The organism is Thermanaerovibrio acidaminovorans DSM 6589 (assembly GCF_000024905.1).
Lineage (GTDB): Bacteria > Synergistota > Synergistia > Synergistales > Synergistaceae > Thermanaerovibrio > Thermanaerovibrio acidaminovorans.
In genome coordinates this window covers 950,437-974,192 of sequence record NC_013522.1, presented here as the reverse complement: position 1 = coordinate 974,192, position 23,756 = coordinate 950,437, and the positions used below count along the sequence as shown (strand labels likewise).

Below are 23,756 nucleotides of genomic sequence, written 5' to 3'. Positions count from 1 at the left end.
CGCTTGGCTAGCCTCAATGGGGTTAGCATAGGGGGGCTATCGGTTGGAGGCGGTGCTCCCGTGAGGGTGGAGAGCATGCTCAAGACCCCCCTGGAGGACCTGGAGGGCTGTCTTCGGGAGCTCGAGGGACTGGTTGCGGAGGGTTGTGAGCTGGTCAGGACCTCCTATCGGGACGCTGGCTTGGAGGGGTGCTTGAGGGAGCTGGTGTCAGGATCATCGATCCCAATCATGGCGGATATACACTTCGATCATCGGTTGGCCCTTAGCGCCATGGATGCGGGTTGTCAGGCCATTCGGGTCAACCCGGGCAACCTTGGGGGGAGGGACAACCTCCTGACGGTGCTCCGCCGGGCCATGGATTTGGGGGTGGTGATCCGGGTAGGGGCCAACGGGGGCTCCCTGAACAACCACCAGCTGGCCCAGAGCGGGGGCGACAGGGTAGCGGCCCTGGTGGCGGCGGTTAGGGAGCAGGTGGATCTGTGCCTTGAGATGGGGTTTGACAGGGTGGTGGTCTCCGCTAAATCCTCCAGCGTACCCGAGACGGTTAGGGCCAACCAGATCCTGGCCTCCATGTATCAGCTCCCCTTTCACGTAGGGATAACCGAGGCGGGGCCCCTGGAGGAGGGGGCTATCAAGAGCGCGGTTGGCATAGGGATCATGCTGTCCGCCGGGATAGGGGACACCGTTAGGGTTAGCCTATCGTCTGAGGGGGTCCACGAGGTGAGGGCCGCCTACCGGATATTGGGGGCCCTGGGGTTGAGACACCGGGGGATAGAGTGGATAAGCTGCCCCACCTGTGGCAGGTGCCGATTGGACGTCAAGGTCTACGTGGACAGGGTGCGGGCCGTTATGGACCGATTCAAGGGCATCCCCGACGGGTTCACCGTGGCGGTCATGGGGTGCGAGGTCAACGGCCCCAGGGAGGCCGCCTCCGCCAAGCTTGGAGTGGCGGGATCCACCTCGGGTTTCGTCGTCTTCGTGGAGGGAAGGCCCATAGGCAACTGGCCACTGGATAAGCTGGAGGAGGTCCTGTCAAAGGTGGCTAAGGACCTGGTGCCCGGGGCGGAGGAAAGGTGACGGTTTCCCCCGGGGCTATTGAAAAAACACCCCTTTGTGGTAATATTACCCAGTAAACCAACTGGACCTTGGGGTTTATTTTGCGGCTCTGAAGGTGGACTTTACAGCGGGGCTACGCTAGGGGTGTGAACTCCATGGGATCCAGTATTTAAATCAATAAGGAGGAGTAAGAAAATGGCGGTCAATCTAAGGGGTCGTCACCTTCTCAGCTTGAGGCATCACACGCCGGAGGAGATCAAGTTCCTTCTGGATCTCTCCAGGGACCTTAAGAACAAGAAGCGGGCCGGCATAAGGGGCAACCTGCTGGCGGGCAAGAACGTGGCTCTCATCTTCGAGAAGCCCTCCACCCGTACCCGTTGCGCCTTCACCGTGGCCTGCATTGACGAGGGCGGTCATCCGGAGTACCTGGGCAAGAACGACATCCAGCTGGGTCATAAGGAGGACGTGGCGGACACCGCTAGGGTGCTGGGCCGCATGTTCGACGGCATCGAGTTCCGGGGCTTCAAGCAGTCCGTGGTGGAGGAGCTGGCCAAGTACGCGGGCGTGCCGGTGTGGAACGGTCTCACCGATGAGTTCCACCCCACCCAGGTTCTGGCGGACTTCCTCACCATCCAGGAGGAGTTCGGCTACCTGAAGGGTATCAAGCTGGTCTACGTGGGCGATGGGCGCAACAACATGGCCAACTCCCTCATGATCGGTGCCGCCAAGATGGGCATGCACTTCGTGATAGCCTCTCCCAAGTCCCTCTTCCCCGCGGAGGAGCTGGTGGCGGAGTGCAAGAAGATCGCCGAGGAGTGCGGTTCCGGGGCTGTCATCGAGATAATGGAGGACCCCAAGGCGGCGGTGAAGGGGGCCCATGCGGTCTATACCGATGTCTGGGCTTCCATGGGTGAGGAGGACAAGCTGGCGGAGAGGAAGAAGATCCTCCAGCCCTATCAGGTGAACGCGGAGCTCATGGAGGCCACCGGTCGGGATGAGGCCATATTCCTCCACTGCCTGCCGGCGGTCAAGGGCTACGAGGTCACCGAGGAGGTCTTCGAGTCCCGTCGCTCCCGGGTGTTCGATGAGGCGGAGAACCGGATGCACACCATAAAGGCGGTTATGGTGTCCAGCATAGGCAACCTCTAACGGAGGTCAAACTGGGGGGAGGTGGTCGCGGCTTTTGGGCCGTGGCCGCCTCCCTCTTTCTATATTCTGAGGATCGGGGGTGAACGGTTTGTCGGAGCTAGATGTGGAGTCCTCAACCAGGATCGGGAGGCTGAGATCCCGCCTCTTATCCCTGTGTTCCATTCCCAGCAGGTCCGCATGGGGGGAAGGGGAGTCGCAAGTTATGGATTTTATAGGACGAACCCTGGATGGGTTATGCGGATCATCCAGGGGGCTCAAGGTCTTCAGGTACCCGTTGCCACTTGACCCATTCGGAAGGCATCACGTGGCGGCCCTGTGGAGGCACCCTGGAGGAGGCAGGGCCACGGTGGTCCTGGTGGCCCATGTGGATGTGGTGGACGAGAGGGACTACGGTTCCCTATCGCACCTGGCCTTCGATCCGGTGGGGTTGACCGAGGCCCTGAAGGGGTGTGAGCATCTCCCAAAGGAGGCCCGGCGGGACCTCGAACGAGGGTATCTGTTCGGCCGTGGAACGTTGGACGTGAAGGCGGGCTTGGCCATCGAGATGGTCCTGATGGAGGAGCTGGCCATGGGGACGGTGGACGTGGGGGTTAACGTTCTCTTCCTGCCGGTGGTGGACGAGGAAAGGGACTCGGTGGGGATGAGGGGAGCTGTGGGGTTCATGAGGGACCTGGCCGAGGCGGAGGGGCTGGACTACGTGGCATGTGTGAACACCGAGCCGTCCGAGCTGGGATCTAGCGGAGAGGACCTGCCCATATTCATAGGTTCGGTGGGCAAGCTGATGCCCTTCGCCCTGCTGGTGGGCAAGGGGGCCCATGTGGGGGAGCCATGGCAGGGGCTGAACGCCGCCTACCTGGCCTCCCGGGTGGTATCATCCCTGGAGGGGGTAAGCTGGAGCGCCGAGTCCCTGGGGGATCAGAAGCTGCCACCCATGACCTGCATAGGGCTTGAAATCCTGAGGGACAGCTACTCGGTTACACTCCCAGACATGGCCATGGCCTACTTCAACAAGCTGACGGTCTCCTCCGATCACCGATCCCTTCTGGACAGGTTCAAGGCGGAGGTAATGATATCCCTGAAGGAAGCGGTGGGCCACATTGCCCATGAATTCCGCCTCCTGGGCCTTCCTGAGATTCATGTGGCGAAGGGATCCCGGGTGTTTGAGGTCCGGGAGGTGATCCGGCTCGCCCAGTCCATGGGCTTCGATCCCAATGGGGCCGCATCCCGGTTGGATCCAAGGGAGGACACCCGTGGCCAGTCCGTGAGGGTTCTCCTGGAGGCCCTAAGGGTCCTTCGTCTTGAGCCACCCCTGGCGGTGGTGGGATTCCTGCCTCCCTACTATCCCCCCAAGCTGAACCGGGGGTGCGTGGAGAAGGACGCCCGCCTTCGCAAGGAGATGGAGAGGCTGGCCTCCCTCTGGTCCAGGGAGGAGGCTATAAGATACAGGGTCGAGGAGGTCTTTGGGGGAATAACGGACCTCAGCTTCCTTGGCGGCTTCGTGGGAGAGGAGGACTTCGCGGCGGTCATGGACAACATGCCCGGAGGGTCGCACCTCTACCCCATGGATTACCAGGCCATGGCCTGCCTGGACGTGCCGGTGGTCAACCTGGGCGTCAAGGGGAGAGACGCTCACAAGTGGACCGAGCGGCTTGATCTGGCCTACTCCTTCGGGGTCCTGCCGGATCTGATGATCCAGACGTTGAGAGCCCTGGGAGGATCCGCTGACTTGAGTTGACGGCAGGGGGGATTTGTGTGGCGGCTAAGGTTACGGTGGGACTGGTTCAGATGGACGTCCTATGGGGTGATCCGGAGGGCAACCTGTCCAAGTGCCGGAGGATGCTGGACTCGTTGGGGGCCTGTCAGGTGGCGTTGTTGCCCGAGCTTTGGAGCTGTTCCTATGACAACCCCAACCTGGGGCTTTATGCCCGCAGTAGCGAGGAGTGTATACACCAGGTGGCGGATTGGTGCTCCTCCAGGACCGCCTGGTGTGTGGCGGGGTCCCTGCCCTGGGAAGAGGGGGGGCTTCTATACAACCGGTCTTTCGTGATCGATCCCTCGGGATCCATAGAGGCCCATTACGATAAGGTGCACCTGTTCCCCCTCCTGGACGAGCCACTAAACTTCCATCCTGGAGGGGTACCCTTGGTGGGGAACATGGGAGAGATTCCCTACGGGGTGGTCATCTGCTACGACCTCAGGTTCCCCGAGTACTTCAGGAGGATCGCTTTGGAGGGACCTTGGGTCGTATTCATATGCGCCCAGTGGCCCGCCTCCAGGGTGGACGCCTGGAGGACCCTTTTGAGGGCCAGGGCGATCGAGAACCAGCTTTACGTGGTGGCGGTGAACCGTTGCGGGGAGGGGGGAGGGGACCTATACGGGGGCCACTCCATGGTGGTGGCCCCCGACGGTGGCGTTCTCCTGGAGCTGGGGGAGGATGAGGGGACCGCCACGGTGGAGCTGGACATGGCGATCCTGCACCGGACCAGGAAGGCCATCCGGGTCTTCGAATCCCGGCGGGTGGACCTTTACGGCTTCCCCGGTGAGGTGTAGTGGGCGGAGGTCACAGGGCGAAGTATCGGGCCACTTTCACCGCCAGCGAGGGGTCGTCCAGGGCGGAGATCAGCTGGTCCATGGAATCTATGGGCCTTCGGGAGATGATCCTCTCCGCCCTAGCCCGGCCTATGCCCGGTATGCCCTGAAGGTCGCTCAGGGAGCATCGGTTAGGGTCCATGGGCCACTGGACCGCGGATATCGACCTGGGGCCCGCCCCGGTGACCATCACGTTGACCACCTCCCCTTCGTTGAGATCCCTTGACCATATGCCGATGAGCGGTGGATAGCTGCCCAGGGGGCGGCCGAAGATCAGGTTGCCGCTCCTCTCCTCGCAGATGACGTCCTCTATTACCGTGCCCGGCGGGGCCACCCGGGAGAACATGATGGGATCCACCTCCTGCCTAACCCACTCCTTGAACCTACGGTAGGTCCGCTGGTCTATCTTGGATCCACCCATATCTCCCATGGGGGTGCCGGGAAACTCCATGGGGCGCCTTATGTTTATCCGTCTCACCATGAGCCCCTCCTCCAGGATCTGGGTAAGGAAGCGTCGGTTCTCCTCCAGGGTCTTGGACGTCTCCCCCGGCAGGCCAACTATGAAGTTGAGTCCCGGAAGCAGGGAGGGAAGCCCGTTACCCCCGGGCCTTCCTCCCCCCACCTGGTTCACCACCCTGACCGCCACCAGGGCCTGCTCAAGGGTCACCTTTAGGTTGTTCTTCCGCACCACCTCCGGGTGCAGGGACTCAAGCCCCATGGAGACCGTGTCCCCCGGGGTGTTCATCTTGGATATCACATCCAGGACCTGGGAGCTTTCCTCCGGGAAGGTGGCTATGGTCTTGGGGTTGCCGTTGTCCATGTGGAGGACCTTGAGGTCCGGGGCGGAATCCCTTATGGCCTGGTAGAGCTCCCCGATGCGGGACGGGGAGGGCCTCACCCCCCGGGGGGTAACCTGCCCTCCGTAGCCCAGCACGTTGGCGCAACGACCAAGCCGGAAGGCCTTGACGCCCATCCGGCTCAAAGCCCGCACCTCCCTGGCTATGGACTCCACTGGCCGTTCCTCCCTCAGGCCCGCCACCCCCTCCACGCAGAAGCTACATCGGCCGTCGGTTCGGTCGCAGCCCCGGGAGAGCTCCAGCTCCGCCATCACCAACGGGTAGTTGGGGTGCATCCTTACCACCTGGGCCCCCATTTCCGCCCAGAGGTCCAGCTGACCGTAATCCCTCTGGAGGGTCCCATCCACGAGGCCTCCGTCAAGCCACGATGCCAGCACCGCCTCCGGGTCCCCGGTGGCGATGCAGTCCGCCGCCAGCACCCCGGATGGGTCCAGGGCCCTGGTCCCCCCCTTTAGGGCGTAGCCGGATCGTATGGCCCCCCCCACGATCATGAAGCCCCTCCTGGGCATTTGGGAGAGCTCCGCCAGCTCCTTAAGGGTCATGGGGGATCCCCCCCTGTAGCGCCCAGGGACGGTGAGCCCGGTTATCACCACGATCACCTGGGCGCTCCTGACCTGGTGGTCTATGGGGAGTCGCCTGATCTGATCGATGGTGAAGTACTTTACGTCCAGTCCCTTGGAGTACATTACCCCGGCGCAGTATCTCACGTACGGGGAGATGTAGGGAGGAACCCCGAAGCATGCGGGTTCGTCCACATAGCCGTCTATTATCAAGCCCACTGACAATCTTCTCACCCCTTGCGCTTGGTCGGGATACACATGTTAAGATAAAAAGTCTAATTAGGCCAGGAAGAAGGTGTTGATCTTGGAGTCGGTGCCAGTTCGTTCCCCCGAGTATCTGGAGAGGGCGTTGGTGGGTTGGATCAGGAGGAAGGTGTCCGAGGCGGGGGCCCTGGGTGGGGTAGTGGGCCTTAGCGGCGGAGTTGACTCCGCGGTGGTGGCGGCGCTGCTCATGCGGGCCTTCGGACGAGGTGGATCTCTGGGGGTGTTGATGCCCTGCCACAGCATGAGTTCGGACGAGGAGGATGCCTGGCTTGTGGCCTCCGCCCTGGGGATACCAGCCCTCAAGGTGGACCTGAGCTCCCCGTTCGATTCGATGTTGGAGGCCCTTAGCCTTGGCGGGGTGGAGATGTCGCAGATGTCCAGGGCCAATATAAAGCCCCGCCTCAGGATGACCACCCTGTACGCCATAGCCCAGGGGAGAAACTTTCTGGTTTGCGGCACCGGGAACCGGGCGGAGCTCACCTACGGATACTTCACCAAGTACGGTGACTCGGGGGTCGACATCCTTCCCCTCTCCCGGCTCCTCAAGCACGAGGTCTGGGCCCTAGCGGAGTTCCTGGGGGTGCCCGAGCGGGTCATCAAGAAGCCCCCCACCGCTGGGTTGTGGGAGGGGCAGACCGACGAGGAGGAGATGGGGGTAACGTACCTTCACCTGGACCTCTTCGCTGCGGGGCTCCCGGTGTCTGAGGAGGCTCAGGAGAGGATCGAGGCGGCATTCAGACGATCCGCTCACAAGAGGATGATGCCCCCCGGTCCGGAGATGTTATAATAACCAGTTGGTCGATCCCTTTTAAATTAATTTTACGAGGTGATATTTAGTGGCAGGACATTCAAAGTGGGCTAACATAAAACATCGCAAGGCCGCTCAGGACGCAAAGAAGGGGGCGGTTTATCAGCGGCTTACCAGGGCCATAATAGCCGCCGCCAAGGCGGGGGGCGGGGATCCCAACGCCAACTTCAGGCTGAAGGTGGCCATCGAGAGGGCCAGGGCGGGCAATGTCCCCATGGACAACATAGAGAGGGCCATAAAGAGGGGCACCGGTGAGATAGAGGGGGCCATCTACGAAGAGGTCACCTATGAGGGTTACGGCCCCGCTGGGGTGGCCATACTGGTGGAGACCATGACCGACAACCGGAACAGGACCGCGGCGGAGATCCGGTCCATATTCTCCAAGGGCGGGGGATCCATTGGCGAGGCGGGTTGCGTGGCCTGGAACTTCGATCGCAAGGGGGTCATAAAGGTGGAGGCCGCGGGGGTGGACGAGGCTTCTCTGCTCGACGTGGCCGCCGAGGCTGGGGCGGAGGACATGCAGCTGGAGGGAGAAGTGTTCGAGGTCTACTGCGAGCCGTCCCTGATGAGCCAGGTGGGTCAGGCCATAAGGGAGGCGGGCTACGTGGTCTCCAACATGGAGCTGGCCATGATACCCAAGAACACCGTGGTGGTCTCCGACAAGCAGGAGGCGTCCAAGATCCTTGCCCTGATAGACAAGTTCGAGGACCACGACGACGTTCAGAACGTTTACTCCAACGTGGAGATCCCCGACGAGGTGTTGGAACAGATAGATGCCTAGGGACCTCTTATGCCTCGGCATAGATCCCGGCATAGGCACCCTGGGTTACGGTCTGGTCCGACAGCGTGGTGGTGACCTTTCGGCGGAGGGGTATGGGGCCATCCATACCCCTCCGGGCCTTTCTCTGCCGGAAAGGTTATCGTGCCTCTTCGGATCCCTTGAGGGGGAGCTTGGAGGGGTTAGGCCTGACCTGGTGGCGGTGGAGAGGCTATACTTCGGCAGGAACACCACCACCGCGGAGATGGTTTGGCAGGCCAGGGGAGTGGTCCTCCTCTTCGCCTCCCGCCTCGGGGTCCCGGTCTTGGAGCCTAAGCCTTCGGAGGTCAAGATGGCGGTCTGTGGGTACGGTGGGGCGGATAAGAGGCAGGTTCAGCTCATGGTGACCGGCCTTCTGGGGCTGAAGAGGTGCCCGTCCCCGGACGACGTGGCGGACGCCCTGGCGGTGGCCATAGCTGGACTCTCCATGTGCATCGGGGGGTATTGGGGTTGATAAGATACCTGGTTGGGGTGGTTGAGGAGCTGGTGGGGGATCTGATGGTCGTCCAGGTGGGGGGCGTCGGTGTCGAGGTGACCGGCACCCGCGCGGCCCTGGAGATGGCCTCTCCAGGGGAGTCCATAAGGCTCCCGGTCTACCTTTCCGTAAGCGACAGCGGGATATCCCTTTACGGATTTGGGGATGACCACGAGAGGAGGGTGTTCCTGCTATTGTTGCAGGCCAGTGGGGTGGGCTGCAAGATGGCCATGGGAATACTGAACTCCATGGACAAGGGCGAAGTGCTGGATGCCATAGCCTCCGGTGACGTGGCCAGGATCTCCAGGGCCCAGGGGGTTGGTCCCAAGAGGGCGGAGAGGATATGCTTTGAGCTCAAGGACAAGGTGACATCCCTAGGGATCCCCAGGGGGAATTCGGGGGCGTTGGTTTCCACCGGCTCCATATTGGAGGCCCTCATGGGGCTTGGCTTCTCCAGGGGGGAGGCCGCCATGGCGCTGGGGGAGGTGCGATCCAAGGGGGAGGATCTGCCGGAGGACCAGCTTCTCCTGAGGGCCCTTAGGGTCCTCCAGAGGAGGTGACCTTTTAGATCGTGGGATCCGACGAAAAGCTTATGCACAGGCTTCGGGAGGAGGACGATGGTGATGTGGTGGCGGGCCGAGCGTTGAGGCCCGAAAGCCTGGACTCCTTCGTGGGGCAGGAGGCCCTGAAGGAGAAGCTTAGGATATTCATAGCCGCCTCCAAGGGCCGGGGGGAGCCCCTGGATCACTGTCTCTTCTACGGGCCCCCCGGCCTTGGGAAGACCACCATGGCCAACATAATAGCCCGGGAGATGGGGGGAGATCTCAGGGTAACCACCGGCCCGGCGATTGAGAGGGCGGGTGACCTGGCAGCCATCCTGTCGAACCTTCGTCCCAAGGACGTTCTTTTCATAGACGAGATCCATCGGTTGCCATCGGTGGTGGAGGAGGTCCTCTACTCCGCCATGGAGGACTTCTGCCTTAACATAGTTATAGGCAAGGGGCCCATGGCGCGGAGCATAAAACTCCAGCTTCCTCCCTTCACCCTGGTGGGGGCCACCACCAGGCTGGGGCTTCTCACCTCTCCACTTAGGGCCCGGTTCGGCATCGTGGAGCAGATGGAGCTGTACACTCCAGAGGAGCTGACCGCCATAGTTAGGCGGGGGGCGGAGATACTCGGGATGTCCATCGAGGACGAGGCGTCCTACGAGATAGGCCGAAGGTCCCGGGGGACCCCAAGGGTGGCCCTGCGTCTTCTGAGGCGCGTGAGGGACGTGGCCTCCGTGAGCGGTGTGGCGGTTATCGACATCAAGACCGCCAAGGGGGCTTTGGACATGCTTGGGGTCGACAAGGAGGGGCTGGACGACGGGGACCGTAAGTTCCTGAGGGCCCTGGTGGAGCTGTTCGACGGAGGCCCGGTTGGCCTGTCCACCCTGGCGGCGGCTCTCAACGAGGACCCCCAGACAATAGAGGACATTTACGAACCCTTCCTCATACAGAAGGGCCTGTTGGAGAGGACCCCAAGGGGCAGGAAGGCCACCCGGGGAACCTACTCCTACCTGGGCGTTCAGCCCTCCGGGAGGTTTCAGCAACTGATCCTTTTGGAGGAGGAGTAATGGACATGTGGCACCTTGGCAGGTTGATCTTCGCGATGGGGTGTGTCCTGGCCCTGTGCGGGCTGGCGGTGATGTTGGCGTCGAAGCTGAACCTGCCTCTCGGCAGGTTGCCGGGGGATCTGGTCTTCTCCCGGAAGAACGTAACCGTCTTCGCTCCCTTTGGCACCATGCTGGTGGTTAGCCTGGTGCTGACCCTGGTGCTTAACCTCATATCCAGGATCTCGGGACGGTGATGTGAAGGCCCGCAAGTGGGCTGGTTAGGGCTGGAATGGGGTGAGTCGACACGTTGAGGCGGAGTTTATTTGTTTGGGTGGCCGTCATGGCCCTTCTGGCAATGCCCCTTGCGCCTGGTTCATCGTGGGGATACTCAAACCCCATAAGGGTCGGGGTGGCGGTTGGAGTCTCTAGGGGGGTGTTGGGCGGAAGCGGTACCGCATCGGATCCCTGGGGCTCATCGGTTCAGTTCAGCGGTCCGGTGGAGGTATCCTGCGGGGCAGATGGTCTGTTGTTCCAAGGGCGGTTTCTAAGGTTTCCGGTCCGGGTGGTGGGCTCCGAGCTGTCCTTCAACCGAGTGGGGTATCGGGGGAGCTTGGAGATCCTTGGCTCCGGGGGCTCCTTCACGGTGGTCAACGTTCTGGACCTGGAGGATTACCTGAGGGGGATAATAAAGATGGAGGCCAACCCCGCCTGGCCCATGGAGTTCCTGAAGGCCCAGGCGGTGGTGTCAAGAACCTATGCGTTGAGGAACCTGGGACGTCACCGATCCCAGGGCTTCGATCTATGTGCCGTGTCTCACTGCCAGCTCTACAGGGGAAGGAACGCGGAGGATTCAAGGACCGATCAGGCGGTGGAATCCACCAGGGGAATGGTCCTGACCTACGGTGGAGCCCTGGCGGTTACCCCCTTCCACGCGGACAGCGGCGGTCAGACCGCCGCTGCCTCCAACGTGTGGGGCGGCACGTTGCCCTATCTGGTATCCAGGCCTGAGCCGGTAAGCTACTCCAGCCCCTACTCATTCTGGAGGGTCTCCTTGTCGTCGGACCAGATAGAGAGGGCCCTTAGAAACATAAACCGTTGGGTTGGGCGGATCCTGGACATAAGGGTGCTCAGCCGGGATGGTGGAGGTCGGATAACCTCCATGGAGATACAGGGATCCAACGGAAGGACGAGGCTTTCCGGCCATGAGTTCCGGATGGCGGTGGGGAGCAAGGTGGTTCGCAGCACCAACTTCATGGTGGCCGGCACCGGCTCCGGTTCCGCCAGCCCTCCCACGACGGTTGCAGATGGGGGCGGAAACGTCGCTTTGTCTAAGGGAGATGACCTTCTGGAGATGGCAGAGCAGGGAATATTCAACCGGGACGAGATCTTCGACATGATAATGAACCCCTCGAAGAGGGAGGTGTACAGGCGAGTCGGCCAGGAGAGGGCTTCGCGCCCGACCCAGCAGGCTCCGATGCCCACCAGCGGAGCCACCCCCAGGGGGGGCGGCTTAACCTGGACGTTTGAGGGACGAGGATGGGGACATGGGGTTGGGATGTCCCAATGGGGGGCCAAGGCCCTGGCCGAGGCGGGCTGGACTTTTGAGCAAATCTTAATGTATTATTACCCCGGAACCAACATTGGGAGGCGCTGATAGGATGGTGGACTTGGATCTGGACCTGGTGGACTCGTACGATTACCACCTGCCGGAGGAGAGCATAGCCCAGAGTCCGGTGGAGCCCAGGGATTCCTCCCGTCTCATGGTCATCCGCAGGTCCGATGGGAGCGTGTGCCACAGGATCTTCAGGGACCTGGTGGACTTTCTGCGCCCTGGGGACCTACTGGTGATGAACGACACCAGGGTCATGAGGGCCCGCCTCCTGGGCAGGAAGGAAAGCGGAGGGTCGGTGGAGGTCTTCCTCCTTAGCCCCTTGGATGAGTCCAGGTCCGCATGGACCGGCATGGTGAGACCCGGTCGTAAGGTCCGTCCCGGAACGGTGGTGAGGTTCTCCGAGGACCCGGGGCATCTGGCGGTGATCCAGGAGCGGCTCCCGGACGGGCTCCGGCTGGTTCACTTTCCAGGGGAGAGCGGATGGGAGATCGCCCGGACCCTGGGGGAGGTGCCGCTTCCACCGTACATAGAGAACCGCCAGGTGGATGGGGAGAGGTATCAGACCGTATACTCCGACCCGAGCAAGGAGCTGTCCGTGGCCTCCCCCACGGCGGGGCTTCACTTCACCCGGGAGCTCCTTTCGGAGCTGGAGTCCAGGGGAGTAGGACGGACCTTCGTCACCCTAAACGTTGGGCTTGGCACCTTCAGGCCCGTTAAGGCCCAGAGGGCGTCGGACCACGTGATGCACCTTGAGACCTGCTTGGTGTCCGCTGATTCGGCCAGGATGATCCGGGAGGTGAAGGCCCGGGGAAACCGGGTGGTTGCGGTGGGGACCACGGTGGTCAGGACTCTGGAGTCCTACGCGATCAACCCCTTGGAGGGGGAGCCCTTCGAGACGGACCTTTTCATAAGGCCCGGCTTCCGGTTCAGGGTGGTGGACGCCATGATAACCAACTTTCACCTCCCCCGTAGCACCCTTCTCATGCTGGTGGCCGCCTTCGGAGGGTACGATACCGTCATGGGGGCCTATCGGGAGGCGGTGGCCAGGGGTTATCGGTTCTTCTCCTTCGGGGACGCAATGCTCTTGATCTGAACTTTACACCAATCATCTATGTGGGGTGATCCTTTTGTTGAAGTGGGCCTGCTTGATGCCCCATCCTCCGGTGCTCATACCTCAGGTGGGGATGGGAAGGGAGGTTGACGCCAGGAGGACCCTGGATGGCATAGAGAAGCTGAACCTTCTGCTTCCCAAGTTCAATAAGGACGTGGTGGTCTCCATGTCCCCCCATTTTCCCTACCTTCCGGGCAGGCTGGTGGTGGGGGCTGGGGAGAGGTACTTCGGTGACATGTCCAGGTTCGGAGCCCCCAACGTTTGCGGGGATTACAACGGGGTTCCGTCCCTGGCGTCCGAGCTCAAGGAGGCACTGGGGGATTCCGTTACGGTTGAGCTGGAGAGCAGGACCCGGGTCTTGGACCACAGCACCTTCGTCCCCCTCCTCTTGTTGCAGCGGGGGGGCAGGAGGCCCGGGGGGCTCATCCCCGCCAACCCGGTTGGCCTATCGAGGCAGTGCGCCTACGACCTGGGCAGGCGTTTGGCCGAGGTGCTGGATCAGATGGACGGAGAGTTCGGCCTTCTCTGCAGCGGGGACCTGTCGCATAGGCTGAGCCCCGGGGCCCCCGATGGCTTCTCCACCTTCGGCAGGACCTTCGATGACCTGGTGGTGGCGGCCCTCTCGTCCGGTGATCCCCGGGAGCTGTTGGCCTTGGAGGAGGAGAGGATCGCTGAGGCGGGGCAGTGCGGCCTCAACAGCGTCCTGGTGCTGATCGGTGCCTCCCGGGGTCCTATCCGGGTCCTATCCTACGAGGGCCCCTTCGGGGTGGGGTACGCGGTGGCGGTTTCCAGACCCCAGGTTCATCCCTACGTGGAGTTCGTCCGGTTCGTCCTGATGGATGCAGTGAGGGGGGCACTGCCGGACGTGAGCGCCCTCAGCCGCTTGGCGGGGGGCAGCAGGGAGATCTGGGACCGGAGGAGCGGGTGTTTCGTGTCCCTGTACGATTCCAAGGGTGATCTCCGGGGTTGCATCGGAACCGTGGAGCCCTCCAGCCTCTCCCTGGCCTTTGAGATGGCCAAGAACGCCTCGGCGGCGGCCCTGGAGGACCCAAGGTTCATGCCGGTCAAGCTGGATGAGCTACCGGATCTCAAGATATCGGTGGACGTCCTGTCCCCCCTGGAGGAGGCTCTGGTACAGGACCTGGATCCCAAGAGGTTCGGGGTGCTGGTCCGATCGGGTAACAAGAGGGGGGTCCTCCTGCCGGACCTTCCGGGGGTCAACTCCGTGGAGGAGCAGCTCGCCATAGCCAAGAGGAAGGCTGGGATCGATCAGGATGAGGACGTTCAGATCTTCAGGTTCACCGTGGAGAGGTACAAGGAGCCTTAATGGGTCCGGTGAGGCCCGATATTGGGTGAGAGAGGGGCGGCTTGGACGCTGCCTGCTCTGTTTCCATCGCTGTCTTCTTTCCGAGGGTCAGTGGGGGATATGTGGAGTTCGTGTCTTCAGTGGGGGGACCTTAAGGTCCCCCTTTTCTGGTCTCTTCTCCGCCGTGGCGGTGGATCCGGTGGAGAAGAAGCCCCTCTACCATTGGAGGCCCGGAAGCGGGATCCTCTCGCTTGGAGGGGTGGGATGCAACCTCCGATGTCCCTTCTGCCAGAATCACCCCATATCCCAGGTCCAAGGGGGATGCTTCCCCGGGGAGCTGACCCTCCTCTCCCCAGAGCAGGTGGCGGATCTGGCGGAGTCCAATGGCCTTAGGGCGGTGGCCTTCACCTACAACGAGCCCCTGATTCACATGGAGTACCTGCTGGAGGCCTCCCGGGTTTTGAAGGCCCGGGGACTTGGGGTGGTCCTGGTGACCAACGGGACCGTCTCCCCGGATCCCCTGGCGGAGCTGATGGGGCTGGTTGACGCCGCCAACGTGGACGTAAAGGCCTTCTCCCAGCGGGGTTATCAATCCATCGGTGGGGACCTGCAGTCGGTCTTGAGGACCGTGGAGTCCCTCTTCCACGGTGGCGTCCACGTGGAAGTGACCCACCTGGTGGTACCCAACTTGAGCGTGGAGGAGGAGTTTGTCCAGATGGTCCGCTGGCTAAGGGACCTCTCCCCCCTCATACCCCTCCACATATCCGCCTACCATCCCGCCTTCAAGGCCAAGGAACCTCCCTTTCCGGTGGAGCACCTAGATCGGCTGATGGAGCTCGCCCGGGAGATGCTTGCCTACGTCTACGTGGGCAACGTCCCGTGGCGGGGGAGAAACATCACGAAATGTCCAAATTGTGGGGAAGACATGATCGTACGTTTAGGCTATAATATGGTAGCTAGCTATCTAGACGTATCTGGAAATTGCGGTTCCTGTGGGTTTCCCATGGGGGTGAAGCTGTAGAGACCATTCGGAATCTACACTAATTGGGCCTAAAGGTCAAAGGTCTTTTAGGGGGTGTTTCGTGGTGGTTCAGCGGGTAGTGAAACTGGACGGTCACAGTTTGACCCTGGAGGAAGTGGTAGGGGTAGCCCGGGATGGTTGGCAGGTTACGTTGGATCCCTCTGCGGCGGCCTTCGTGGAGAGGGGATCCCAGGCGGTTAGCTCCTGGGTCGACCAGGGGAGGGTGGTCTACGGCATAACCACCGGCTTCGGCGACCTGGCTAACGTGACCATCCCGCCGGAGAGGAGCAGGGCCCTTCAGCGCAACCTCCTCATAAGCCACGCCTGCGGGGTAGGAGAGCCGTTCCCGGAGGACCTGGTGAGAGCCATAATGTTGCTCCGGATAAACACCCTCACCAGGGGCTTCTCAGGGATAAGCCTCCCCACCTTGACCCAGCTGGTCAACTACCTGAACCTGGGGATACATCCGGTTATCCCCTCTCAGGGATCCGTGGGGGCCAGCGGGGACCTGTGTCCATTGTCTCACCTGGCCATAACCCTCATTGGAGAGGGGGAGGTGTTCTTCAAGGGGCGTAGGATGCCCACCATGGAGGCTCTTAGGGAGGTATCCCTGACGCCGGTTGACCTGGGTCCCAAGGAGGGCCTGGCGCTCAATAACGGCACCACGGTGATGACCGCCATAGCGGCCCTATGCGTGGTGGACGCCCAGATGCTTTTCAAGACCGCGGACGCGGTTGCGGCGGTATCCCTGGAGGCCCTGCACGGGGTTCCCTACGCCTTCGACCGGAGGACCCACGACCTTAGGCCCCACAACGGTCAGCGGTCCGTGGCGTCCAACATGAGGAGGCTGATCGAGGGCAGCGAGATAGTGGAGAAGTACAAGGGGAACCGGGTCCAGGACGCCTACTCGCTCCGTTGCATACCCCAGGTCCACGGGGCCAGCCGGGACGCGCTGGAGTACGTCCGCCAGAAGGTGGAGATCGAGATAAACTCCGTCACCGACAACCCGCTCATATTCCCCGCCGACGGGGAGGCCATAAGCGGCGGCAACTTCCATGGCCAGCCCATTGCCATAGCCATGGACTTCTTCGGCATCGCCGCCGCGGAGATCGCCAACATATCGGAGCGGCGCATAGCCCGGCTCGTGGATCACAAGCTGTCCGGCCTTCCCCCCTTCCTCGCCAAGGACAGCGGGGTGAACAGTGGCTTCATGATCCCCCAGTACACCGCCGCCTCCATCGTGTCGGAGAACAAGGTCCTTGCCCACCCTTCGTCGGTGGACTCCATCCCCACCTCTGCCAACCAGGAGGACCACGTCTCCATGGGGACCTACGCGGCCCGGAAGGGGAGGCAGATCCTGGATAACGCCGCCAAGGTGGTCTCCATCGAGCTCCTCACCGCCGCCCAGGGGCTTGAGTTCTCTATGCCCTTGAGGCCCGGCAAGGGGACCTACGCGGCCTACTCGTCCATCCGGGAGAGGGTACCCTTCATGGAGAAGGACGAGTACATCCATCCAATGATATGTGAATCACTATCCCTGGTTTCCAGTGGTACAATCTTAAGAGCAGTGGAGTCCCAGGTGGGCCCGCTGGACTAGACCTGGTGGATCTAGTCACGATCCGTTGACCCCAGGTTTGAGAAAGGGAGGTATTCGAAGTGAGCAAGGCCCTTGTTGAGTGCGTTCCCAACTACAGTGAAGGCCGCAGGAAGGACGTCATAGAGGCCATAGTGGCCCCTTTCAAGGATCGTCCGGGGGTATACCTTTTCGACTACCGGGCCGACGAGGACCACAACCGATTGGTGGTGAGCCTGGTGGGCAACCCGGATGCGTTGCAGGATGCCTTGATAGATTCCGCCAAGATCGCCCAATCCCACATAGACATGAACTCCCACCAGGGGGCCCACCCCAGGATAGGGGCGGTGGACGTGATCCCCTTCACCCCCATATCGGGCATAACCATGGAGGAGTGCGTCCAGCTGGCCAGGAGCTTCGGGGAGCGCTACCACCAGGAGACCAAGATACCGGTCTACTACTACGAGGATGCGGCCCTGATTCCCGAGAGGAAGAAGCTGGAGGTAATCCGGAAGGGACAGTACGAGGTCCTCAAGGAGGAGGTTCGGACCAACCCGGACAGGAAGCCCGATGTGGGGCCCTCGGAGCTCCATCCAACCGCTGGCGCCACCGTCATAGGTGCCAGGAAGTTCCTGGTGGCCTTTAACGTCAACCTGGGCACCACCGATGTGGAGGTGGCCAAGAAGATAGCCTCCTACGTGAGGGCTTCCAGCGGCGGCTTCTGCCACGTCAAGGGGATAGGGCTGGCTCTGGAGGAGCGGGGCATGGTGCAGGTCAGCATGAACCTGGTCGATTACGAGAAGAACAGCCTCTACCGGGTCCTGGAGACCATAAGGATGGAGGCCAAGAGGTACGGGGTGTCGGTGGTGGAGACCGAGATATACGGGATGGTGCCCGCCGGGGCCATCCTGGAGAGCGCAGCCTACTACCTCCAGGTGGCCGGGTTCGACCCGGACCAGGTCATAGAGATGCGGCTGCTCAAGATGATGGGGGAGCAGGGTTGATGACCCTTAAGGTATTCCACAACGCCCGGATATACACCCCCCAAGGGGGATCGTCACCCCTAAAGGGAGCCCAGCAGGGCAACGTTCTGGAGATCCCCCAGGGGGCCATCATCTCCCGTGGGGGGGTAATAGAGCGGGTCGGCCCGGAGGAGGAGCTCTTGGCGGAAGCCAAGAACATGAGGGTGGATCAGTACGTGGACCTGGGGGGGCGGTGCGTGATTCCAGGCCTGGTGGATCCCCACACCCACATGTGCTTCGCCGCCCGGCGGGAGGAGGAGTTCGCCAAGCGGCTCGACGGGGTCCCCTACCTGGAGATCCTCCGATCTGGCGGGGGCATCCTGTCCTCCGTCCGGTCCGTCCGGTCCGCCTCCGACCAGGACCTGTACCAGACCACCATGGCCAATGTGGCCAGCGCCATGAGGCACGGCACCACCACGGTGGAGATCAAGAGCGGATACGGCCTTGACGCATCCTCGGAGCTAAGAATGTTGTCCGTCATCGACCGGGTCCGCAGGGACGCCCCTCTGGACGTGATGGCAACCTTCATGGGAGCCCACGCGATCCCCGAGGAGTTCAGGGGCCAACCTGAGGGGTTCGTGGATCTGCTGTGTCATGAGATGATACCCCAGGCGGCGGAGCAAGGGATCGCCCGATTCTGCGACGTGTTCTGTGAGGAGGGGGTCTTCTCGGTGGAGCAGTCCCGGCGGATCCTCGCCTGTGCCAGGTCTAACGGGTTTGAACTTAAGATCCATGCGGACGAGGTCCATGATCTGGGAGGCGCCGGATTGGCGGCGGAGCTGGGAACCCTTTCGGCGGAACACCTCCTGGCCGCCTCGGACGAGGGGTTAGCCAAGATGGCGGAGGCGGGTGTTATAGCGGTACTCCTGCCCGCCACTGCCTACAGCCTAAAGAAGCCCTATGCCAGGGCCCGCAAGATGATAGAGCTGGGAGTGCCGGTGGCGTTGGCCACGGACTGCAACCCCGGATCCTGCTTCTGCGAGTCAATGCAGTTCGTCTTCGGGCTGGCGGTGATGAAGATGGGCCTGTCGGTTTCGGAGGCCCTGGTGGGTTGTACGTTGAACGCCGCCCACGCCATAGGAATGGGGCACCTGGTGGGATCCCTGGAGGAGGGCAAGCTGGCGGACCTGGTGGTCCTGGACGGCAAGACCCCCGCCACGCTGGCGTACCACGCGGGGGTCAACTCTGCCGTGGCGGTCTACAAGAGGGGCGAGAGGGTAGCTTGATGCCCCTCCCCCGGGTGTTGATCTGAATACGGAGGTGCTTTACATGAAGCTTCAGGACATGACGGTGGCTTCCTTCGTGGCGGAGCTCGCGTCGGACTCCCCGGCCCCGGGGGGCGGGAGCGTTGCGGCCCTCTGCGGGGCCCTGGGCGGGGCCCTGTCCGCTATGGTGGCCACCCTTACGGTGGGCAAGGAGAAGTACAAGGACTCCTGGGAGGTCATGGAGAGGGTGGCGGAGGATGCCAGGGGGCTCTACGGTCGGTTCTTGGACCTGATGGAGGAGGATACCGAGGCCTTCAACGCCTTCATGGCTGCCAGGAGGATGCCCAAGGAGACCCCGGAGGAGAAGGCCTTGAGGGCCAAGGCCATGGACGAGGCATCCAGGCGGACCGCCCTGGTCCCCCTTAACACCCTTCGCCTATGTTCTCAGTTGGTCCAGGTGGCGGCGGAGGCGGCCAAATTCGGGAACCCCAATGCGGTGACCGATGCGGGGACCGCGGCCCTGCTGGCCCGGGGGGCCGCCAAGGCGGCGGCCTACAACGTGTTCATAAACCTGCCCGGCATGGACGACCAGGAGTTTGTGGAGTCCTGTAAGCGGGAGGTTAGGGAGATCCTGGACAAGGTGGAGCGGGGAGCTAAAGAGGTCGAGGACCTCCTCTCCCAGCGACTGGGGCTATAAGCTTCTGAACGTTCCAAGGGGATCGGCCTAGGTCGATCCCCTTGCTCATAGGGGGTGGGACTTTGAAGGTAAGGGTCGGAGCTATGATCCTCAAGGGGGATCGACTACTCACCATGGAGTACCTGCATCAGGGGGGAAGCCTCCTCAGCCTCCCCGGTGGCGGGGTGGACGGGGACGAGGGGCTCGATTTAGCCCTCTCGAGGGAGCTTCAGGAGGAGCTCGGGGTGAGGGCCCAGGTTGGCCCCCTGGTGTTGGTGGCCCAGGCGGCCCCCTTCGGGGCAAAGGAGGCCACCCTTCACCTGATCTTCCTGTGTGATATAGATGGTGACCCGGCCCTAAACCCCCTGGAGACCTCCGCCAACTCCATCCGGTGGGTGCCCGTGGAGGAGCTGGCGGAGGGGGATCTGATCCTATACCCAGACGTTAGACCCTACCTGATGGAGGCCATATCCTCCCGGGTGGGCGTCAGGCCCGTGAGGATCCCCGGCCGGGGGTGGCTGTGACCGGGTATCTATCAAAGTCCCCGTTGCTCGGAGAAGGAGATGTCCGCCCCAAGGTGGCATCGGTCTCCCACCAAGACCACCTTGGGGACCGGGCCCCCAAGGATGGCGGCGCTCAGGCTGGCGTTGGGAACTATGAACCGCCAGAACGAGTCCAGCGGGGCCTCCGTGAGGGAGCAGAGGATGACCTTTATTACCGCATCGTGGGATACCACGCATACGGTCTGATCCCCTTTGAAGTCCTCCATTATCCTGTCCAACGCCATCCTAACCCTGGAGGCCACGTCGAACAGGTCCTCCCCGTTCGGCATCCTGACCTTCGTGGGCTCTTCCCGCCAGAGCTTCAGCATCTTGGGCCACAGTTCCATCACCTGGTCGCACAGGAGCCCCTCCCATTCACCGTGGCTTATTTCCGTGAGCGGGTCCAGCATGTTAACCTGGGGTCCAGAGAGGTTGGCTTCCGCTATGGCCTTGGCGGTCTCCAGGGCCCGGGTCAAGGGGCTCGATATCACCCGGTCCAATCTGATCTGGGCCAGCCTGGATGCCACAGCCCGTGCCTCCCGCCTCCCGGTCTCGTTGAGGGGCACGTCCATCCTTCCCTGGAACCTGCCCTCCCTGTTCCAGTCGGTCTGACCGTGCCTTACCAGCAGGAGCCTCATCCTAAAGGTCCTCCTTCAGTGACACCGACGTGGCCCAGATGAGGTCCACGTCCTCCCTAAGGGTCTTGAGCAGGTCCTCGCTCAGGTCCTGGTCTATCTGAAGGGCCGCCAACGCCAGGCCACTGCCGTTCTTCCTGCCCAGGGCGAAGTTGGCTATGTTGACGTTGGCGCTACCAAGCATGGTACCCACCTTGCCTATGACGCCGGGCCTGTCGTGATTCTGGAAGAGGAGGATCTTGCCGGAGGGGATGAGGTCAAGCCAGTAGTCGTTTATCCTGACCACCCGCTGGCGCCCCTCCTCGGTTACGGTGCCCACGATCCTGGCGGAGCCCTTCTCGGTAACCACCGTGGCGTCTATCACGTTCCGGTAGGTGTTGGACTCTCCGGTCCCCTCCTCTATCTCTATCCCCCTCTCTCGGGCCATGAGGGGGGCAATCATATAGTTAACCTCCGCCCCGTGCCGCACCTCCAACAGTCCCTTGAGGAAGGCCACCGTGTAGGGCTTGAGCCTGAAGGGCACCTCGAAGCGGATGGGCTCGTCCTCCTCCTGGAACAGGGGGCCCCGGAGCACCACGCTACAGGACCTGATGGCCCCCCTGGTGAGGTCCGCCAGGTGGGTCCCCAGTATGCCCAGGTTCCTGGCCAGGGCCAGGAAGAGCTTCTTCTGGTCCGACAACCGATGTTTCATGAAAGGCAGGTTCACCGCATGTTCGTATGGCTCCCCTCGGAGGGCCAAGAGCAGGTTCTGGGCGGCGATCTTGGCCACCGCCGATTGGGCCTCGAAGGTGTTGGCCCCTATATGGGGGGTTAGCACAACCCTGTTCCTCACATCCTCCCGGAGCATGGGATGATCTCTCCGGATGGGCTCCTCCCCGTACACGTCCATGGCCACTCCTTGAAGCCTCCCGTCCCGAAGGGCCTCATAGCAGGCCTCCTCGTCCAGCAGGCCCCCTCTTGCGCAGTTGATTAAGTACGCCCCCCGCTTTATGGTCCTTATGCGCCGGTCGTCCAGCATTCCCTTTGTCTCGTCGGTGAGGGGCACGTGGATGGTGACCACGTCCGCGGTCGCCAGCCCGTCCTCCAGGTTCTCCACCTGGTTAACCCCCAGGTTGTCCATCTTTGACTTGGACACGTAGGGGTCGAAGGCCCAGACCTCCATCCCGAAGGCCCTGCCCCTGATGGCCACCTGGCTGCCTATCTTGCCGAGACCTATTATCAGAAGCCTCTCAGAAGCCTCTTCCCCTGGAGCTGATGTCCCATGAAGCTCTTCCTGTCCCACTGTCCCGAGAGCACGGACCCGTGGGCCTGGGGTATCTTGCGGACGAGGGACAGCATGAGCCCAAGGGTGTGGTCCGCCGCCGAAAGGGTGTTCCCCGTTGGTGCGTTTATCACCACTATGCCCCTCTTGCTGGCCTCGGTGAGGTCCACGTTATCCACCCCAACCCCCGCCCGGGCCACCACCTTCAACCGTGGCGCCCCGTTGAGGACCGCCACGTCTATGGCGGTGCCGCTCCGGGTGAGTAGCGCATCCGTGTCCTTGAGCTCCTCCATGAGCTGGTCTCGCTTGATGCCCACCTTGATCACAAGATTGACATCCGGCGCCTCGCTCAGGATCCTTAGCCCCTCCTCGTGAATCGACTCGGTTACAAGCACTTTCCACATGGATCATCCCTCCATTTCCACAAGAGCCGCCTCCATGACCCGGTCCATCTCAGGCCTCATACCCATTTCCACCATGGCCTTCCAAACCGTCCCGCAGATCATGGATAGCTCTGGCCAGCCCATGGGGGTGTAGTGGGCTATCCTGACTAGGCGGTCCTTCACATCCCCCTGGCCGGATGCCACCTGGAGCCCCATCTGGGCCAGGGACTTGCGAATCCCCTTGCAGAGCCCCTCCTCTCCCACTATGGCGGTCACCCCCGGCGACCTTAGAGATGGATCCTTGACTAGCGGGGAGAGCCCCAGGGCCTCCAGAGCGGCACACAGGCCTCGGGAGAACCTGCGCCGATCCCTCCACCAGGTTTCCTTAGGATGCGACAGGATGTCCTTTAGGGCCCTGGCCAGCTGGAAGTAGAGTGACACCGGGGGAGTGTAGGGGGTCTCCATGGCCCTCTCCCGGTGAAGCCTGTAGAGCTTTAGGTCCAGCGAGTAGGTGGGGCACGAGACCTGGGCGGCCCTCTCCCACCCCCTGGGGGATAGCCACACCATCCCCAACCCGGGGGGACACATGAGCCCCTTCTGAGATGACGTGGCCAGCCCATCTACCCTCCACTTGGACGGGAGGCAGGGGACGGCCCCAACGGAGCTGACCGCGTCTACCAGGACCAGGACGTCATCGGGGATAACCTCCGTCACCAGCTCTATGGGGTTGAGGACCCCGGTGGACGTCTCGTTGTGGGTAATGAGCACCGCCCTTGTGTCCCGGTTGGCCCTTATCGCCTGGGCTACCAGATCAGGTCCGATCCCCTCCCCCCATGGCACGTCCAGGGGGATCACATCAACGCCCCTCCTCAAGGCTATCTCCCTGAACCTATGGCCGAAGGCCCCGCACGATAGGGAGATAACCCGGTCCCCCGGGGAGAGCAGGTTCTGGCACAGAGCGTCCAATGCCCCGGTACCCGATCCGGGGAAGAGGACCGGTGGCTCCTCCACCTCCAGCAGGCGACACAGATCCGCCAATAGCTCCCGGTATAGGGCGGAGAACTGGCCGCTTCGGTGGGATATCATCCTGGTGGCCCCCTCGAGGGCCACATGGTGGGGCACTTCAACCGGTCCCGGGGTCAGAAGCATCCTGGTCAAGTTAACTACCTCCTAGGATTAAAATTTAGAGAGGGGGAGGCGTCCGCCATCCCCCTCTCCGAAGATATCCTGGTCTCTGAAT

At 62.3% G+C, this 23,756-nt stretch carries 24 protein-coding genes; 19 read left to right on the top strand and 5 right to left on the bottom strand.

Translation table 11 applies throughout. From position 1 onward, the window contains the following. The first annotated feature begins 3 nt into the window (after positions 1 to 3). The 4 genes from ispG to TACI_RS04760 all read left to right on the top strand — a co-directional run bounded on the left by ispG (position 4) and on the right by TACI_RS04760 (position 4,755). On the top strand, positions 4 to 1,077 hold the full coding sequence (ispG, locus tag TACI_RS04775) for a (E)-4-hydroxy-3-methylbut-2-enyl-diphosphate synthase (RefSeq protein ID WP_012869678.1): 1,074 nt from the start codon (positions 4 to 6) through the stop codon (positions 1,075 to 1,077). Between the two features lie 174 nt (positions 1,078 to 1,251). Beyond that, a complete protein-coding gene (argF, locus tag TACI_RS04770; RefSeq protein ID WP_012869677.1) occupies positions 1,252 to 2,205 on the top strand; it encodes an ornithine carbamoyltransferase in 954 nt (317 codons plus the stop codon). Positions 2,206 to 2,407: 202 nt separating this feature from the next. Beyond that, entirely contained in the window at positions 2,408 to 3,940 is a 1,533-nt protein-coding gene (locus TACI_RS04765; protein WP_164925155.1) for a M20/M25/M40 family metallo-hydrolase, read from the top strand. Positions 3,941 to 3,957: 17 nt separating this feature from the next. Further along, positions 3,958 to 4,755: a carbon-nitrogen family hydrolase gene (locus TACI_RS04760; protein WP_012869675.1), complete on the top strand. Its 798-nt coding sequence runs from the start codon at positions 3,958 to 3,960 to the stop codon at positions 4,753 to 4,755. A 10-nt stretch (positions 4,756 to 4,765) separates the two neighbouring features. Here TACI_RS04760 and TACI_RS04755 read toward each other — a convergent pair whose 3' ends face one another. Beyond that, a complete protein-coding gene (locus tag TACI_RS04755; RefSeq protein WP_242601192.1) occupies positions 4,766 to 6,430 on the bottom strand; it encodes a radical SAM protein in 1,665 nt (554 codons plus the stop codon). 85 nt (positions 6,431 to 6,515) lie between these two features. On the opposite strand from TACI_RS04755, the gene nadE reads away from it, so the two are divergent. The 15 genes from nadE to TACI_RS04680 all read left to right on the top strand — a co-directional run bounded on the left by nadE (position 6,516) and on the right by TACI_RS04680 (position 20,219). Next, the gene (nadE, locus tag TACI_RS04750; protein ID WP_012869673.1) at positions 6,516 to 7,262 is read left to right on the top strand and encodes an NAD(+) synthase; all 747 of its coding nucleotides are present in this window, start codon (positions 6,516 to 6,518) and stop codon (positions 7,260 to 7,262) included. 49 nt (positions 7,263 to 7,311) lie between these two features. Beyond that, positions 7,312 to 8,064 (top strand): YebC/PmpR family DNA-binding transcriptional regulator, encoded by a 753-nt coding sequence (locus TACI_RS04745; RefSeq protein ID WP_012869672.1) that lies wholly within the window; start codon positions 7,312 to 7,314, stop codon positions 8,062 to 8,064. Next, the gene (locus TACI_RS04740; protein ID WP_012869671.1) at positions 8,057 to 8,554 is read left to right on the top strand and encodes a crossover junction endodeoxyribonuclease RuvC; all 498 of its coding nucleotides are present in this window, start codon (positions 8,057 to 8,059) and stop codon (positions 8,552 to 8,554) included. Before TACI_RS04745 ends, TACI_RS04740 begins: the two co-directional genes overlap by 8 nt. After that, positions 8,551 to 9,135 carry a Holliday junction branch migration protein RuvA gene (ruvA, locus tag TACI_RS04735; protein ID WP_012869670.1) on the top strand — a complete coding sequence of 195 codons (585 nt, stop codon included), beginning with the start codon at positions 8,551 to 8,553 and terminating at the stop codon, positions 9,133 to 9,135. Before TACI_RS04740 ends, ruvA begins: the two co-directional genes overlap by 4 nt. Positions 9,136 to 9,167: 32 nt before the next feature. Next, positions 9,168 to 10,190: a Holliday junction branch migration DNA helicase RuvB gene (ruvB, locus tag TACI_RS04730; RefSeq protein WP_164925377.1), complete on the top strand. Its 1,023-nt coding sequence runs from the start codon at positions 9,168 to 9,170 to the stop codon at positions 10,188 to 10,190. After that, complete coding sequence (locus TACI_RS04725; protein WP_242601060.1) at positions 10,190 to 10,423, top strand: DUF2905 domain-containing protein; 234 nt, start codon at positions 10,190 to 10,192, stop codon at positions 10,421 to 10,423. The genes ruvB and TACI_RS04725 overlap by 1 nt, the downstream gene beginning before the upstream one ends. Before the next feature lie 179 nt (positions 10,424 to 10,602). After that, positions 10,603 to 11,823 carry a SpoIID/LytB domain-containing protein gene (locus TACI_RS04720; protein ID WP_423218536.1) on the top strand — a complete coding sequence of 407 codons (1,221 nt, stop codon included), beginning with the start codon at positions 10,603 to 10,605 and terminating at the stop codon, positions 11,821 to 11,823. A gap of 4 nt (positions 11,824 to 11,827) precedes the next feature. Then, a complete protein-coding gene (gene queA / locus TACI_RS04715; RefSeq protein ID WP_012869666.1) occupies positions 11,828 to 12,874 on the top strand; it encodes a tRNA preQ1(34) S-adenosylmethionine ribosyltransferase-isomerase QueA in 1,047 nt (348 codons plus the stop codon). A gap of 55 nt (positions 12,875 to 12,929) precedes the next feature. Then, the gene (amrA, locus tag TACI_RS04710) at positions 12,930 to 14,219 is read left to right on the top strand and encodes an AmmeMemoRadiSam system protein A (protein ID WP_278007116.1); all 1,290 of its coding nucleotides are present in this window, start codon (positions 12,930 to 12,932) and stop codon (positions 14,217 to 14,219) included. A 25-nt stretch (positions 14,220 to 14,244) separates the two neighbouring features. After that, positions 14,245 to 15,219, top strand: coding sequence for an AmmeMemoRadiSam system radical SAM enzyme (gene amrS / locus TACI_RS04705; protein ID WP_012869664.1), 975 nt, complete (start codon positions 14,245 to 14,247; stop codon positions 15,217 to 15,219). Positions 15,220 to 15,280: 61 nt separating this feature from the next. Continuing rightward, positions 15,281 to 16,816 (top strand): histidine ammonia-lyase, encoded by a 1,536-nt coding sequence (hutH, locus tag TACI_RS04700; RefSeq protein WP_012869663.1) that lies wholly within the window; start codon positions 15,281 to 15,283, stop codon positions 16,814 to 16,816. A gap of 59 nt (positions 16,817 to 16,875) precedes the next feature. Further along, complete coding sequence (ftcD, locus tag TACI_RS04695) at positions 16,876 to 17,796, top strand: glutamate formimidoyltransferase (RefSeq protein ID WP_012869662.1); 921 nt, start codon at positions 16,876 to 16,878, stop codon at positions 17,794 to 17,796. Then, a complete protein-coding gene (hutI, locus tag TACI_RS04690; protein ID WP_012869661.1) occupies positions 17,796 to 19,040 on the top strand; it encodes an imidazolonepropionase in 1,245 nt (414 codons plus the stop codon). Before ftcD ends, hutI begins: the two co-directional genes overlap by 1 nt. Before the next feature lie 43 nt (positions 19,041 to 19,083). Beyond that, a complete protein-coding gene (locus tag TACI_RS04685; protein ID WP_012869660.1) occupies positions 19,084 to 19,716 on the top strand; it encodes a cyclodeaminase/cyclohydrolase family protein in 633 nt (210 codons plus the stop codon). A 62-nt stretch (positions 19,717 to 19,778) separates the two neighbouring features. Then, positions 19,779 to 20,219 carry an NUDIX domain-containing protein gene (locus TACI_RS04680; RefSeq protein ID WP_012869659.1) on the top strand — a complete coding sequence of 147 codons (441 nt, stop codon included), beginning with the start codon at positions 19,779 to 19,781 and terminating at the stop codon, positions 20,217 to 20,219. A gap of 11 nt (positions 20,220 to 20,230) precedes the next feature. Here TACI_RS04680 and TACI_RS04675 read toward each other — a convergent pair whose 3' ends face one another. The 4 genes from TACI_RS04675 to TACI_RS04665 are packed head-to-tail and all read right to left on the bottom strand — an operon-like array spanning position 20,231 to position 23,665. Next, positions 20,231 to 20,875 (bottom strand): histidine phosphatase family protein, encoded by a 645-nt coding sequence (locus TACI_RS04675; RefSeq protein WP_012869658.1) that lies wholly within the window; start codon positions 20,873 to 20,875, stop codon positions 20,231 to 20,233. 1 nt (position 20,876) lies between these two features. Beyond that, a complete protein-coding gene (locus TACI_RS04670) occupies positions 20,877 to 22,154 on the bottom strand; it encodes an NAD(P)-dependent oxidoreductase (protein ID WP_242601057.1) in 1,278 nt (425 codons plus the stop codon). Beyond that, complete coding sequence (locus tag TACI_RS09255) at positions 22,091 to 22,537, bottom strand: Rossmann-fold NAD(P)-binding domain-containing protein (RefSeq protein ID WP_242601056.1); 447 nt, start codon at positions 22,535 to 22,537, stop codon at positions 22,091 to 22,093. The genes TACI_RS04670 and TACI_RS09255 overlap by 64 nt, the downstream gene beginning before the upstream one ends. A gap of 3 nt (positions 22,538 to 22,540) precedes the next feature. After that, on the bottom strand, positions 22,541 to 23,665 hold the full coding sequence (locus TACI_RS04665) for a pyridoxal-phosphate-dependent aminotransferase family protein (protein WP_164925375.1): 1,125 nt from the start codon (positions 23,663 to 23,665) through the stop codon (positions 22,541 to 22,543). Positions 23,666 to 23,756: the final 91 nt, after the last annotated feature.